This is a genomic window from Flavobacterium sp. ZB4P23, from assembly GCF_003970375.1.
GTDB lineage: Bacteria > Bacteroidota > Bacteroidia > Flavobacteriales > Flavobacteriaceae > Flavobacterium.
Window position 1 is genome coordinate 374,021 of sequence record NZ_RYDK01000002.1, and the last position, 15,027, is coordinate 389,047.

Consider the following 15,027-nt stretch of genomic DNA (forward strand, 5'->3'; position numbering starts at 1 on the left):
CTGAGCGCTAATAAACTGAACACTGAACTTATTGATTATACCCAAATCGTTTCAACATATTAACGTTGCTACGCCAGTTTTTGTTGACTTTTACGTACAATTCAATATGGATTTGTTTTCCGAAAAACTTCTCCAAGTCGGCACGAGCTTCCATTCCTACTTTCTTCAAAGCAGCTCCTTTATGTCCGATGATGATTCCTTTTTGAGTTTCGCGCTCCACCATAATCAAAGAACGGATTCTGATGATATTTTCATCCTCAAAAAACTCTTCGGTAACAATTTCTACAGCGTATGGAATTTCTTTACTATAATTCAATAATATTTTCTCCCGGATGGTTTCATTCACAAAGAAACGTTCTGGTTTGTCTGTCAATTGATCTTTCGGGTAATACGCCGGTGATTCCGGTAATAACTCAATGATACGTCCAAAAACTTCCGGCACATTAAAATTCTGCAAAGCAGATATTGGAAAAATTTCTGCGTTTGGAACTTTCGCTGCCCAAAAAGCAACTTGCTCTTCTAGCTGCACTTGGTTTGAAGTATCAATTTTATTCAATAAAAGCAGAACCGGGATTGTGGCGTGAATAATTTTATTAAAGAAAGCTTCATCTTTCAAATCCTGCTCTCCAATTTCGACCATATAAATCAAGATATCAGCATCTTCAAAAGCAGACTTCACAAAATTCATCATAGATGCCTGCATTTCATAGGCAGGCTTTATAATTCCTGGCGTATCTGACAAGATCAATTGAAAATCTTCCCCGTTTACAATTCCAAGAATTCTATGGCGTGTTGTTTGTGCTTTTGAAGTAATTATGGACAATCGTTCTCCAACAAAGGCATTCATTAATGTTGATTTCCCAACATTTGGATTTCCTATGATGTTTACAAAACCTGCTTTATGTGACATTTCTAATATAATTTATTGTGCAAAGGTAGACATATCAAGTCAATAGACGAAATAAAACATTTTTTAAAATTTATGTTTGAATTTATTAAATTTGGTTGTACATTTGCACTCGAAACAACGCGGGATAGAGCAGTAGGCAGCTCGTCGGGCTCATAACCCGAAGGTCACAGGTTCGAGTCCTGTTCCCGCTACTAAGTTAATCGTATTGAGATTACAAACGCACATCGCGGGATAGAGCAGTAGGCAGCTCGTCGGGCTCATAACCCGAAGGTCACTGGTTCGAGTCCAGTTCCCGCTACTGAGGAGAACCCATCAAAATGTTGATGGGTTTTTTCATTTTCACTATCTACCTCAACCCGTACAAACATTGAGATTAGCTCAAAAATTCCATTCACTTTTTTGGTTAGATATTCCCTATTCTCTGCCCTAATGGACAAACCCTCTGGAAATATCAATTTTTGAATTCTTATTTTGTTCTCGATATCTCCTCTACCCCAGCAATCACTAATGTTTTTAGCTTTATCAACTACTTTTTCTACATGTTTTTTGTGGTTAGATAATTTATTTGAGGTCGACTCTATTTTATCTGAAACCTCCTTTAATTCGGCATCAAATTACAAAACAGCAAATTCCTAGATATTGACAGCCCAATTCTAATTTAAAGTGATCATCTGATCCAGTTTTAATTGACTAGAATAAATTATCTATCAAATACTAATTTATTACTGGTAATTAATAATGTTAAAATATTTCGTGTAAATACATCTAATTTTTTCGAACCATAAAAATACCCCCATAATCAAATGACATTGAAAGTTTTGAAAAATTACTAACCCAAAACTTTCTCTGTACCATTTTAATAATTAATTAGAACTAGTGCACCGGACTTTGCGTACAAGGACAGTTACTAATGCCTGCAAGAAAGTCAAGCCCAATTGTAACGACATGAGTTCCCGTATTAAATACCGCTAATTGATTAAGAGTAACTTGATAAGAATATCCAAAATAAAAATTAGACTTCTTAAAACCCATCATTGGCCCCACATTTAATGGTTTAAAAACTTGATCATTAAGAAAGCGATAGGATATTCCAGCCCAATAATAATCATCATATTTATTAAAATGCCTGTATTTTATATTCACGTCAGTACTGGAACGTTTATCGCTGGCAAATAGTTGATAGTAAACAGAAGGTTCATACTCCACCCTGCTATTGGTAGGGCTTTTAAAAACATATCCGGAATAAACCTGATAATTCAAAAGTAAACTTGGCTCTACATCCCTATACTTATCAATATTCTTGGGTAAAATATTACTGGCATTAAAACTTAAATAAAAGTCTTTGTTTCTATACAATGCGCCGACGTCAAAGTTATTATTTGAATTAAATCTGTTGTCCGTAATGCTTGGATCATAAGAGGGAGGATCCAGTTCATTAATATCAATCTTAAAAGTATTGATGTTGTAGGAAATCCCAAAAGACAAATACTGCTTAGAATAATAGTCTAAAATAAGATGATGGGCAAACGAGACTTTAGCCCCTGTCTGTCTGGTATTCCCGTTTTTATCATTATACAATGAAATTCCAACACCGGAGCGATCCGCAATTCTAAAATCGGCATACACGGATTGATTATCCGGGGCATCCTTTATACCAACCCATTGCGTCAACCCATTGGCTCTAATCTTAAGATTATCTCCAATTCCAGCGAATGTTGGGGATATTACAAAATGATTGTCAGCCAAATATTGCGTATAAACCGGCAAATTTAACTCCTGGCCGTAACCCGAAGTTACAGCCAAAAGAAAAAGAAATACTATTGTTTTTTTCATTTAAAATCTTTTATTGTGAGAGAACATAGTTCACCGCTTTTATAATTATCTGTACAAGGTGAAATGCCCAACAAATTCACGAGCATCTTTACTATTTTGCAGTTTTAAAACATACCAGTAATCTCCTGATGGTAATTCTAAACTGTTGTATTTACCATCCCAATATTGTCCTTCCTTGTACGTGGCGATTTTACGTCCATACCGATCATAAATATCAAAAACCAAATCTGGGTAATTAATTGTTTTACTTGGACCCCACCCGTCATTATTGCCATCTCCATTTGGTGTAAATACATTAGGTATTTCGATGTCAATAAACTCAAAGTAACGGCTTGCAGTTGCGCTACAACCATTGGTGTCAGTAACCTCAACCGTATAATCCCCCGATTTGTAAACTATGAAGTTACTCTTCGTTCCATAGGACTCTCCATTAAGTGTATATTGATTCCCACCGGCACCACCTGTAGTTACCGCAACAATTTCATTTAATCCTCCATCATTTAAAGTTATTGCTAATGGATCAATCTGAGCAATATCGAAATTCATCGTTCTTTGAATGCATCCATTGGTATGTCTCACATCAATAAAATGATTTACGCCTGGAGCCACATTTGTAAATACATTGCTGGGCTGATAAGGTGTGCCATCAAGTGAATAATCCAAATCAGCAGGGTTTCTAATACTTGCATCTACTGTTACTGTAACCGTATTAGTAGCGGAATTGTTCACACAACTGTAATCAACAACTGCCATTGGATTTATTTTTATCGATTCTGGCAATGCTACAGTCCAGTCTATATCACAGCCGTTCGCATCCCGGATATATACCGTATGGGTTCCTCCCGTCAATCCGATGAAGTCGAATTGCGTTTGTGTCGCAGTTCCGGTGGTATATGTTCCGTTAGGATTGTCCAGACTTACGCCATAAGGTAAAACCCCTCCGGTAACATCAATCATAAATGCCCCGTCTTTATCCCCGAAACAAATTTCAGGAAGTATGGTGCCCGGAATGGTAGATGCTACTATTGGTGCCGGCTCTGTAATATCAAAATTGATTTTTACATAACATCCCAAAACATCCTGAATAATAACATCGTAATTACCTGGTGCCAGCCTATCGAATATATTGGTGTCAAAAAACTGGTTCAAATTAGGGGAGATGGCATATTTAATAATACCCGTACCTCCGGAAGCATTTACGGTTAGCATACCGTTATTGGCTCCGTTACAAGTTACCACTTTGGTTGCATAAGGTGCAATCAGTGGAGCAACTGGTTGTGTAATGGTGATTATTGAGGATACTGTTGCACAATCCCCACTATCCACTTTTATCTGATAATTCCCTGCAAACAAACCTGTAAAATTACCGGAAGCGGTTGGCTCCTGCACGATTGCGCCCGATCCATTCAATAAAGTATAACTGTAATTCCCCAGACCTCCCTGGGCTGTTGCAACAATAACCCCTGTATTATCCCCCGCACAATTAATGACCGCATTTGTCTTGTCTAAATTAATGACTAGAAGTGGTAATGGATCAATCGTGATATCATTAGATAAATAGCCCACACAATTATTTGAATCCTTAACATAATAATGATATGTTCCTACTCCCACAGGGAATGTTACTGATGGATCGAATGTTTTCGCACCATATGAGATACCATCGGCACTAAAAGTGTATGGAGGAGTTCCTCCGTTTGCACTCAACGTAAGTCTGGTTTGCGTCAAACAGGTTTGTGTTGCCGCTACCACTAAATTGGTGGTTACTCTCGTTGGCTGGGCAATAACTATTGTATTTGAAAAACCGGAACAGGACCAATCATCAGATACTAAAACTTGATAAGTTCCTGCTCCTAAATTATTAAATACATCCGACATCTGTGGACCATTTTTAGTAACCGTACCATCTGGAGCGGTTCGAACCAGAGTATATAAATAATTCCCCGAACCACCTGTTATTGTATTTACCGTAATGACCGCACTTGTATCTTCATTACAGCTTACCGTAGCAACATTTGGACTTGCTGTTACGGTGATAGGCGTTGGAACAGAAAGCTGAACCAGCTTAGATGATCTTATACAACCTTTTGCATCTTTAACATTTACAGTATAGTTTCCAGCAACCAAATTATTAAACGTAGAACTGGTAGAATATGCAACGTTGATTGTTCCGACCAATTCATATTGAAGTGATCCCCAACCGCCCGTTCCTGTAGCTGTTATCGTTCCCTGATTATTGGCACAAGTTACATTAGCCGTTTCGTTAGCTACCACCGCTAAAGGTAAAGCCGGAGAAGCCACCTTAACCGCATTTGATTTTTTTACACAAAATGGAGTCATTTTTTCGGTTACATTCACTGTAAAATTACCGGCAGAAAGTCCCGGAATTAATTGGGTTGTCGGTGCAATTCCTGAGCCGGTTACTACCGAACTTCCAAGATTATCAAAAACTTCATAATCAAAAGCTCCAGTATAACCAGTTACATTAATACTAATTACCCCATTGGCATCACCAAAACAAATTACCGGTGTTGTTGCCGTGGCAACGACATCAATCGTGTTAAATGGCGCTACGGTATAAGCTGCAGTCGTTATAAAACAACCTGTTTCTGTATCATTCACTTGGAAATAATAAGTTCCAGGAGTTGTTATGTTGAAAATGTTTGATGGTTGAGCTACCCCACCTGGCAACAATTGATAGCTGTAATTACCTGAACCTCCACTTGCCAAAACAGCAATAGAACCCGTGCCATTACAGTCAATTGGAGTGTTCGGATTCACAGTTCCCGTCAATGGAATTAGGGTTGTAATTGGCACCGAACCATTGGCGATACAACCATTGGCGTCTTTTACAAATATATCTAAAGCATCATTACGTCCATTATCAATTACACTAAAAGTATTTGTTAGGGTATAACTGATTCCGTCTATGCTGTACAAATAAGGAGATGTTCCGCTTCCTGCCAATTCCGTAATGGTTACCGTTGATGCCGTTTTGCTATTATCCGGAGCGCAAGCAAATGGAGTAGCCGTTCCAGAAACGGATAAAGCCAGTAATGGCTCTATAACTACCACATCATCTGTGAAAGAACAACCTCTCCCTGAGTTTACACGTACGGTGTATGTTCCCGCTGTTAACCCTGTGAAAATACTTGAAGTTTGAGGAAAAACACGTGTTGGTCCAGTAATCTCATAGGTATAAACGGGATTGTCATTTATTCCCGGGCCAAGGTTTACCGCTATAACACCGTTGTTTCCACCTTTGCAACTTACATTGGTTACAGAAGTGGTAAATGTAACTGGTGTTGGTGCCGATAAAACAACTGGAACTTTTTGACTACATGTTGTTACTCCATCGGTAACGTGCACTTGGTAACGTCCAGCAGCAAGTCCCGAAAATACTTTGCTCGGTTGTGGACCTGTAATAATTGTGGATGTACCGTCTAATAAAGTATACGTATAATTTGCCGGAACGGATCCTCCTGTCGCATTTACGGTAATTGCACCATCGTTGTTGGCACATGTTGGCAATGCCTTTATCGTTGGCGTTAATCCTAATGGTGCTAAGATTGTTAAGTCTACTTTATTCCCACAACCATTAACATCTTTTATCTCAACACTATGAGGTCCTGATGATAGGTTAGATATTGTAAATGATACCGTTTGCGTTTGGAAGGCTCCTCCATCTATAGCAAAACTATAGGGTGCCGTGCCTGCGGTTGATAATGTTACATCTATCGCAAAATTACCCTCGGCTGGTGTACATTGATTTGCAATAACGGCCGCAACTACTGGTGTTGGGTCTTGTGAAACTATTTGTACAACTGTTGTTTTTATACAGCCGTACGCATCTTTCACATGAGCATAATAGCTACCAGCATTTACATTGAATGTATTAGCGGAAGCCCACAATGGATCTACTGAAAGAGGAGCAATTGCTGAATTTGTTAATTGGAATAAATATGGTGCTGTTCCATTTTTGGCTACTGCGCTAATTACTCCGGAATTTGGATTACAATTAGCGTTTTTGATTACTGAAGCAGTAACTGATAAATCAATAGCAGATTCTGTTATCGTAAAGTTTGTCGTCACTTGACTACAACCTGCGTTAGTTGCTCCAAGGTCTTCTTTTATTAAAACAAAATAAGTACCGTAAGGCAAAGCCCCTAAATTAGATACTGCTAATGTTCCTTTTGCAGGAATCGTTCCTGAACCTGTAATACCAGTGGGGACTAATGATAATGAATTAAAAATTTCATACGTAATATTGGTAGGTGAACCATACTTGCTCTTAACGCTAAAAGAAACATTTCCATCCTTGTTTCCTTTACAAGTAATGTTGTTTGAAGTTATACCTGTAGCACTTAAAGTTGAATTTGTTGGAATTGGTACTGCAGCTGTTTGATAGTAATAACACTTAGATACATCATCATATACAATAAATGTATAGGTAACTCCAGGCAATAAATTAGTAAACGTTGTTTGTTTACTTCTTACAGGATCTTCAGCTAACCACGTTCCTGATGCTGGGTAAGCTTGTCCTGGACCTGTATAAATACTAAAGTAAAAAGGTCCATTTCCTGTAAATGCAGAATTCACAGCCACTGTAGCTTGCCCACCGGTAGAACAATCAGCTGGTGGTGATGTTACCGTTATCCCTAAACCATTAGGAGGTGAGGCTACTAATATATTTTGAATTAATTTAGAACAACCATTTATATCTACTACATTAATTTGATACAACCCAAAATCAACTACATTAAAAGCTTCTGAAGTAGTATTTCCACTATTTAGTTCCTCAGCATTATAACTATTATTTCCTGTTACGAAATAATTATAGTTTGGTGAACCTCCAGTAACACTATCTATAATAATAGAACCTTTAGAAATTTCACCAGCTACACAAGCAATATGTTCTACGTGATAATTAACTACTATTGGAGCTGGCTGCGCAATTTCAATTGTTTTGGTATCTATACAAAACTTAGCATCGGTTACTGTTATGGTATAATTACCCGCTGGTAAACCAGAGGTTTGTGTACCATAATTTATACCGGTTGTATCATTATTAACATTTATTACAAATGCTGGCGTTCCCTTAGTGTTGTCAATATTTACTTTAATGGCAGCCGTTGAATCGCCGTTACATAATATTTGTTGTGTTTGTACCACAGAAGTTATAACTGGTGAAACCAATGGGTTAATGGTAATAGTTCCAGATGTTGCAGGGCAATTGTTGCTATCCGTCACCTGAAATTGATACGTTCCTGGTGTAGTAGTGTTATACGTAAATATGTTTCCTACTACAGGTACCGAAGTACCATAACCACCATTATTAAAATTAACCTTATAACTAAAGCCTGCATAGCCACCTGATATAGTTCCTGTGATGGTAGCATCTGGTGGTGTGCTACAATCTAAATCTTTGGTTAAAACCGTATTGACTGTAAGTTGCGACGCAATAGCTTGTGCCAATGGTGTCGAAAGACATCCAAAAGCATCTTTTACAATTATGGTATAGTTCCCTGGTGTTAAATTTGAAAAGGTATTACTCGCCTGATAACTAATTCCGTTATCAATACTATAGGTATACGGGGATACGCCGGAACCTGCCGTTACCATTATTGTAGCTTGATTCGTTGTGTCATAACACAAATCTGATCCTGCAATACTGGCTGTTGGAGGTGTTGGCGTGCTTAAAGTAAATGTATTAGTTTGTGTACAATTATTGGAATCCGTAACACTTGCCGTGTAAAGTCCTACTTGAGTTAGGTTTGTAAAAGTATTGCTTGCTTGTGGTCCTAAAACAGTATTGTCTGGTTGTGTCAGGGTATAGGTATTTCCTCCCCATCCGCCTGTGGCATTAACTACTGCACTTCCACTGGCATTACATTTTATAGGGGAAACCGTAGTTGTCATTGATAATGCCTCTGCTGGTTGCGCAATGGTAACCGATGTTGTGGCGGTACAATTCGTAGCTGTATTAGTAAGCACTATAGTGTAAGTCCCTGCAGGTTGATTAATCAAATTAATTGGTGATGCACCAACTCCTTGTGGGGTTCCATTTATTGTGTAAGTGAATCCTGTTGAAGATGAAACCGTAAATCGAACCGAACCTGTATTAGTTCCGAAACACTGTACGTTACTGACTAGTTGGCCAACAACGGCTACTGTCGGTAAAGAAGCAATACTGTAGCTTTCTTGATACGTACAGTCTTTTTCATCTTTTACCTGAAAAGTATACGTTCCTGGTTCTAATTCGGAAAACACATTTGACTCTTGATAAGGTGTTGCTAATCCTGCAGGTGCAGTTATCTTATACATCTGAAGTCCAAAACCTCCAGTTGCCGACAGCGTTACATTTGAGGTGTTCGATGGACATGTCAAATCCGTAGCCGAAAAATCCAAATTTGTAGGTGGAGTTAAGGGTGCAACGGATACCGCATTAGTTACAAAGGTACAGTTGTTCGCGTCTTTTATTGTGATCATGTAAGTACCACCTGTCAATCCTGTAAACACATTACTCGTTTGGAAAGTAGTTCCATTAATACTATACTGATAAACACCTGTTCCTCCAGAAACACTTTGAGCCTCGATAATTGCTGTCTGCAAACAAGTGTAAGGTGCGGTCAATGTACTGCTTCCTTTGATAGCCATAGGTACAGCGATGGTAATGGATTGCGGCGGGGTTGTACAAACTGAAGTTCCTGTTGCGTATGTAATTGTATACTCGACGACCACATTATAATTTCCCGCTGTAAGATCGGTAAAAATGGGAGAATTTAAAAAAGTAACCCCATTGTCAATACTGTATCGAAGGGCATTCCCATTCGAAACAATGTTCGTTAAGGAAATAGTTCCATCACCAGCAACATCTGAGCATGACAGATCTGTTCTTACAACATCAAAAGTTGGACGAGAAATTCCGGCTACCGAAATAGAAACTCTTGCGGTACAACTGTTGGCATCAAAAACGTCTATAGTATAAATGCCTGCGGTAGATACTGCAATTACCGGGGAAGTTTCGTAATTTGTGGAATTATTGACAAAATATGTATAGGGAGGTGTTCCTCCCACTGGATAAACGGTTATTTCCCCATCCGTACAGGTTAAAGGTTTAGTTAGTGTCACAGAGGCCGTCAATGAGGAAGTGTCAGGAACGGTTGCTTGAAAAGCTTGAATACAACCGTCTTCTGTCGAAACCTCAACGTCATAAACTCCTGAATTCAAATTAGCAAATGTATAATCACTCGCAAGTATGGGCCCCACACTGTTGATTAATACTCCCCCTTGGGATATTTTATAAAAATATTGAGGTTCCACATCATTCGCAGCCAATTTTAAACTTCCTTTTCCTCCATTACAAAGTGGCGCTGTAGCAACCACTGAAACAGTAAAATTTCTTTCGCGGATAAAAACATCAGGGACAGTAAACAAGCAAGGATTACTGGTAACTCCCACTTGCCGAATATATACTGTGTATAAATTTTGAGTTGTTATATTAAAAACATTACTTGATTGAAAAGGGCCTTTTGGACTCAAACTGTATTCGTAGTCCGAAGGAACCCCTCCCACCGTAATGCGCCCGGGAGTGCTACACACAATATCCTTCTTTGTGACTGTCGGGGATAATAAATTTTGATAGACATTAAAATAAAACCGATTAAAACACCCTCCGGAATAATTTAATGTCATTCGGTATTGACCTGCAGCAGTAGCTGTATAATCGGGTCCCGTTCCAACTTGTGCCCAAGTACAAGCTGAATTCTCGTTGGCACAATTGGAATCTGAAACCGCAGCGCAACTGGCTTCATTTAATTTTTCCCATACAATAGTAGAACCATCAGATACATTAGATTGTATTGCTCTGGTAGCATTGGCTCCACACAAGTAAATAAGCGGAAGCGATTTTCCATCATTAGAACAGGTCACCACATTATCGGCAAAAGGGATTACTGGATTGGTGACAGTATTCCCAAAAGGTACAACAGTTATTTCTTCGACTATATTTAAGAAACAAGGGGGTGCTGCCGTATTATGCACATAATATTTACCTAATTGCGTGGCCAAATAAGTTTGACCTGTCCCAATTTCCGGAACTCCGGACGGATCCCTCGACCAAGAATAGGAAGCATACCCATCGGATGCGGTCAATAATACATTGTTTCCGCACAATACCTGACTGTCCCCATAAGAACACCCCGAAACCCCTACAAGAAAATTCGTGGCGGTTGGTGCAGTGGTAATATTACAATTGGTATAAGAGGGCAAACTGGGATCATCGGTAACCAACATTGGATTCTCTAGTCCTCTGTAAGTGGCAAAAGCCTGATTCTTTATCTCATTAGAACAGGCACTACTCAATTGGTTACAAGTGGGAACAACCTGTACTTTGAAACGTATTTCGTAGCGAGGGTCACCAATCTCAACTAATGTTTTATCTATTGAAAAAGTGATTGACCTGGTAGCCTTATCATAGGTTGCTGTAACTCCGGGCGGCAGGTAAGTAATATCGGCAGGGTAATTGAATATAATATTATTAGGAAGCACATCCCTTATAGTAAATTGGGTAGCAGGATCATTTCCTGTATTTTGAAAACCAATCACATAAAATAAATTCTGCCCTAAAACCACATTGGCTGCACTGGCGTCATTTCCCTCAGCATCCTGTACCAGTTTGGTTAGTACTATTTCTGGTGCAATGATATCAATGGCAAATACATTAAAATAAGAATAATAAGTTCCTTGTTTACCACGAGCCATTTGCAAACTTATTTCTGCCGATGTAGCATTGTTTTCTACAACTGTCTGCTGCGGATTAGGAACGCTAATAATCCCAGAATCAAATCCTAACGTATTGGATCCATTGGGATTTCTTGCCGTAAAATTACCCGCCAAATTATTAATAGTACTATTGAAAAAATGATTCGATGGCCTTTCTTTCGTAGTTATGGCTTTCCCATTTATTTCTAATTTACTCCCTACCTCATCCTTATCACCCTCTAGACCCGCTATTCCAAAAGCTAAATTAACCGCTCCCGCCGGCCTGGATCGAAATCCAGAAACGTCAAAAACTGTCGTTTGTCCATCACTCACCGCACTAAACCCATCGAAAGTGGTAATCGATTGCGCCGACTTCTCAGGATCTTCATAAATCACAATAAGATTCCAACCCGCGGCAAGACCTGTGGTTCCGTTAAATCCTAAACTTGAAGTAATATTTGCTACCGTATAAGTCCCTATCGGATTGGTCGCGCCTTGCACTAAAGCCGTAATATCGGCATAACACGCATATGGTTTATCTGCATTAGTCCCAATAGGAGCTACATTAGCATCATAGATAATAGCTCCTGTCACATCTTGATACGAACTGCCGGGAATTTTGAGCTTGATTTTATTAATATCTGATCTACTCCCTGTTTGCAATAAGGCTCCCCAATACAAACCTGCATAAACAATTTTAAAACATTGGGGATTCGGCATAATCAAATCGGCGCTGCTAGATGAAAACGTATCGGGATCACCATCAATATCAATGTATTTCATATCAATGTTTTCATTGAATGACAAAACACCTGAATCGACATTATAAGGATTATTATCCTTACCAAGGATATTATTACCCATCATAACCATGCTCCCCCTAACATCAGAATCAAACCTTGGCGAAAACGGTTTGAAATTTTGTCCGTAAGAAAAAGTAATCAAAAACAACATAGAAATAGCAAAGGCTACTTTAGAAAAAACCGTCTTTTTCAAAAATTTTAAAGTATCATCTTGCTTTACATCACAATTTCTACCGATAAACCTGGGTAAAACAGCAAAAATTGGCGTCGAAAAAGCACCTCTATTCTCTAAAAATAACTTAACAATTAATAGGTGATTTTTTAATCTCATTTAAGGAAATTTATAGTTCCAAGAAAATTTTTTATTAATTTTTTATTAATTCCCATTAACCCTCAGGGGCATGAAGGTTAATGAGAAAGTATAGAATTCTGTTTTTTCTATTCTAAAAAATTAATTATTACTGTCGTTTTCTTCATGAATTATTTTTATTAATTATTTTCTACCTTAACTATTGACATCTTACCATTGTATGGCTTATTCCCTCCGGATTTTAATGCATCATTTGCCTGGTCTATCGAATCAAATTTTTCATAATAAATAAAATATTTACTCGTAGTAACATCGTAAAAGAAATCAACATTCGATTGACCTGCAGCTACTGTTTTGGTTAAGAATTGATCTCTTTTAGTACTATTTTGATGTACTGCAAGTATCAGATAATAACCACTTCTCAAATTTTTAATATTCCTAAGAATTTGCAAAAAGGACTGTTCCTCGCCATAATCAAAATCTTCCGATTTTAATGGGACTTCACTATAAGGTGTTTTCTCTTTTATTTGGCTTAATGTAGCTCTGTCTTTCAAATACCTTTCTTGGTCGTTCTCAAATGCAGCACGTTTTATTCTTCTTTTTTTCTTTATTTCTGCCTCTGTGTTGATTTTCTCTAACGAGGAAATTAAAGTTTGGTTTAACTGAATTGTTATCAATTGTTCCGCTTTCAATTGTTCAATTGTTTTTAGATAAAATTGATTGAACTCATCGTTCTTATTAGATACTTTTTTGATTCTTGCGCTGCGTAGACTCTCTAACCGTTTAATCTTTTGCGTCTCACTATTATTTAGCTCAGTTATTTCCGATTTTAATGGTTCTAATGCCTTATTTTCTGCCGTAACGCTTTTGAATGGTTTTGGTGCCCTGAAAATTCCTTTTTCACTCAAATCATTTTTTTCTTTTAAATCTTTATGGTCTTTTCCTTTGTTTGCAACTGTTATATCTAATTTTTTCAATAACTCCTGCTGAGTGTTTTTAACACCTTTTTTCAATTTAGCCAAATTATCCATCAATCTGGCATTTACATCATTGGGCAAGGTAGCTAATCTTGTTTGAGCAAGAGAATCCGCTTTAACTTTGGCAGCGAGTTTGGCTTGAGCAGTAACAGTCGGTTTAGCCTGAAAAGGAACTTCCAATTTGGCCTTGGTTTGGGCAACTGGTTTTGTTTGAACAGGAGTATTCGTTTTAACTTTAGCGTCTGAGGCTAATTTTACCTGAGCAAGCGCTACTGCTCTTGCCTTAACCTGAGCAAGGGAATCTGCTTTAGCTCTAGCCTTAGCCTCGGCAATTTCTTTTAATCTTCGCACTATTTTTTGTTCTTTTTTCGCAATCAAATCCTGTTTTGGCTCTCTCAATCGTTGCACATCGATTGGAGATAAAATAGAAGATTCTTTCGATTTAACAGGAACATATCTTCTTTCAGCAGGCGGAATAAGTGATCCTTCCTCCTCCTCATCATCGCCATAATAATAGGTTTTATTTTTAAACTTGTAAGCCAACACAATTTCATGCGATGAACCAAAATTTGATAAATTTCCTGTCCCCTTTTCAAAATTATATTCGAGGGAAATCTTTGGAGTTATATTCAAACCCATCCCGGCAGAAATTCCATAAACCGAATTATATCCTGCTTGAGCCCAAACTCCACTGGGAATGGCAAACATCATTAACCCAGAAACAACTGTTTTATCCTTTTTAAACTCCGACTTAATTAGGGCAGAAAATTTGCTTTTGTAAAAATGACCATAGGTGTCTAAATAGCCCGTATACATGATATGGGCTTCAACACTATTTCCAGGATCATCTTCAACTATCTTAGAGGTTTTTAGATTGTATAAAACCAGATTATTTACCGATACTCCAAAATCTAAAAAAGCAGTTCCATAGTTTATCCCCGGATTTATGGTAATCAAAGTATTTGACGGTATGCTTTCTAACGACGGATCGGAAACATTGGTAATCACCTTACCTCTATTTAAACCACTTTTATAAAAGCCTACATTCATTCCAAAAGTCAGATTACTATCTTCCTGAAGTCTAATATTTTGAGAAAAATTTGTAATGGCCCCAAAAGTGGTGAGCACCCCATAATTTTGTTGAAACAATCCGACGGCCATACCTCCATTTTCCGCGAATCTACCTGAATATCCGAATAAATATGTCTGTGGTGCATCATCAAATTGAACCCATTGTCTTTTATTGTAAAAACTGAGATAGGTACTTTGTTCCTTGACAAAACTGAAAGTGGGATTGATCAAAAATCTGTTAAACTTCAAAGAATTTCTCACAGGCAGCGAAAACGAACTAACTCCATCCCTTTTATCTTGGGAATGGAGTGCCTGAAATGTACCATAAAAAAAGACTATGGCTAGTAAAGTTTTCCTCAT

At 38.0% G+C, this 15,027-nt stretch carries 4 protein-coding genes and 2 tRNA genes; 2 read left to right on the forward strand and 4 right to left on the reverse strand.

Annotated features, from left to right (window positions below):
• Positions 1 to 28: 28 nt before the first annotated feature.
• Positions 29 to 910, reverse strand: a complete 882-nt coding sequence (gene era / locus EKL99_RS04865; RefSeq protein ID WP_126452863.1) for a GTPase Era — start codon at positions 908 to 910, stop codon at positions 29 to 31.
• A gap of 118 nt (positions 911 to 1,028) precedes the next feature.
• Between era and EKL99_RS04870 the strand changes: the two genes are divergently transcribed.
• Both EKL99_RS04870 and EKL99_RS04875 read left to right on the forward strand, forming a co-directional pair.
• A tRNA-Met gene (locus EKL99_RS04870) sits at positions 1,029 to 1,101 on the forward strand.
• 34 nt (positions 1,102 to 1,135) lie between these two features.
• Positions 1,136 to 1,208, forward strand: a tRNA-Met gene (locus EKL99_RS04875).
• Positions 1,209 to 1,783: 575 nt separating this feature from the next.
• On the opposite strand, the gene EKL99_RS04880 is transcribed toward EKL99_RS04875, so the two are convergent.
• The 3 genes from EKL99_RS04880 to EKL99_RS04890 all read right to left on the reverse strand — a co-directional run bounded on the left by EKL99_RS04880 (position 1,784) and on the right by EKL99_RS04890 (position 15,027).
• The gene (locus tag EKL99_RS04880) at positions 1,784 to 2,743 is read right to left on the reverse strand and encodes a type IX secretion system membrane protein PorP/SprF (protein WP_126576498.1); all 960 of its coding nucleotides are present in this window, start codon (positions 2,741 to 2,743) and stop codon (positions 1,784 to 1,786) included.
• 45 nt (positions 2,744 to 2,788) lie between these two features.
• Positions 2,789 to 12,640 carry a T9SS type B sorting domain-containing protein gene (locus EKL99_RS04885; RefSeq protein WP_126576499.1) on the reverse strand — a complete coding sequence of 3,284 codons (9,852 nt, stop codon included), beginning with the start codon at positions 12,638 to 12,640 and terminating at the stop codon, positions 2,789 to 2,791.
• Positions 12,641 to 12,798: 158 nt separating this feature from the next.
• Positions 12,799 to 15,027: a PorP/SprF family type IX secretion system membrane protein gene (locus tag EKL99_RS04890; protein ID WP_126568865.1), complete on the reverse strand. Its 2,229-nt coding sequence runs from the start codon at positions 15,025 to 15,027 to the stop codon at positions 12,799 to 12,801.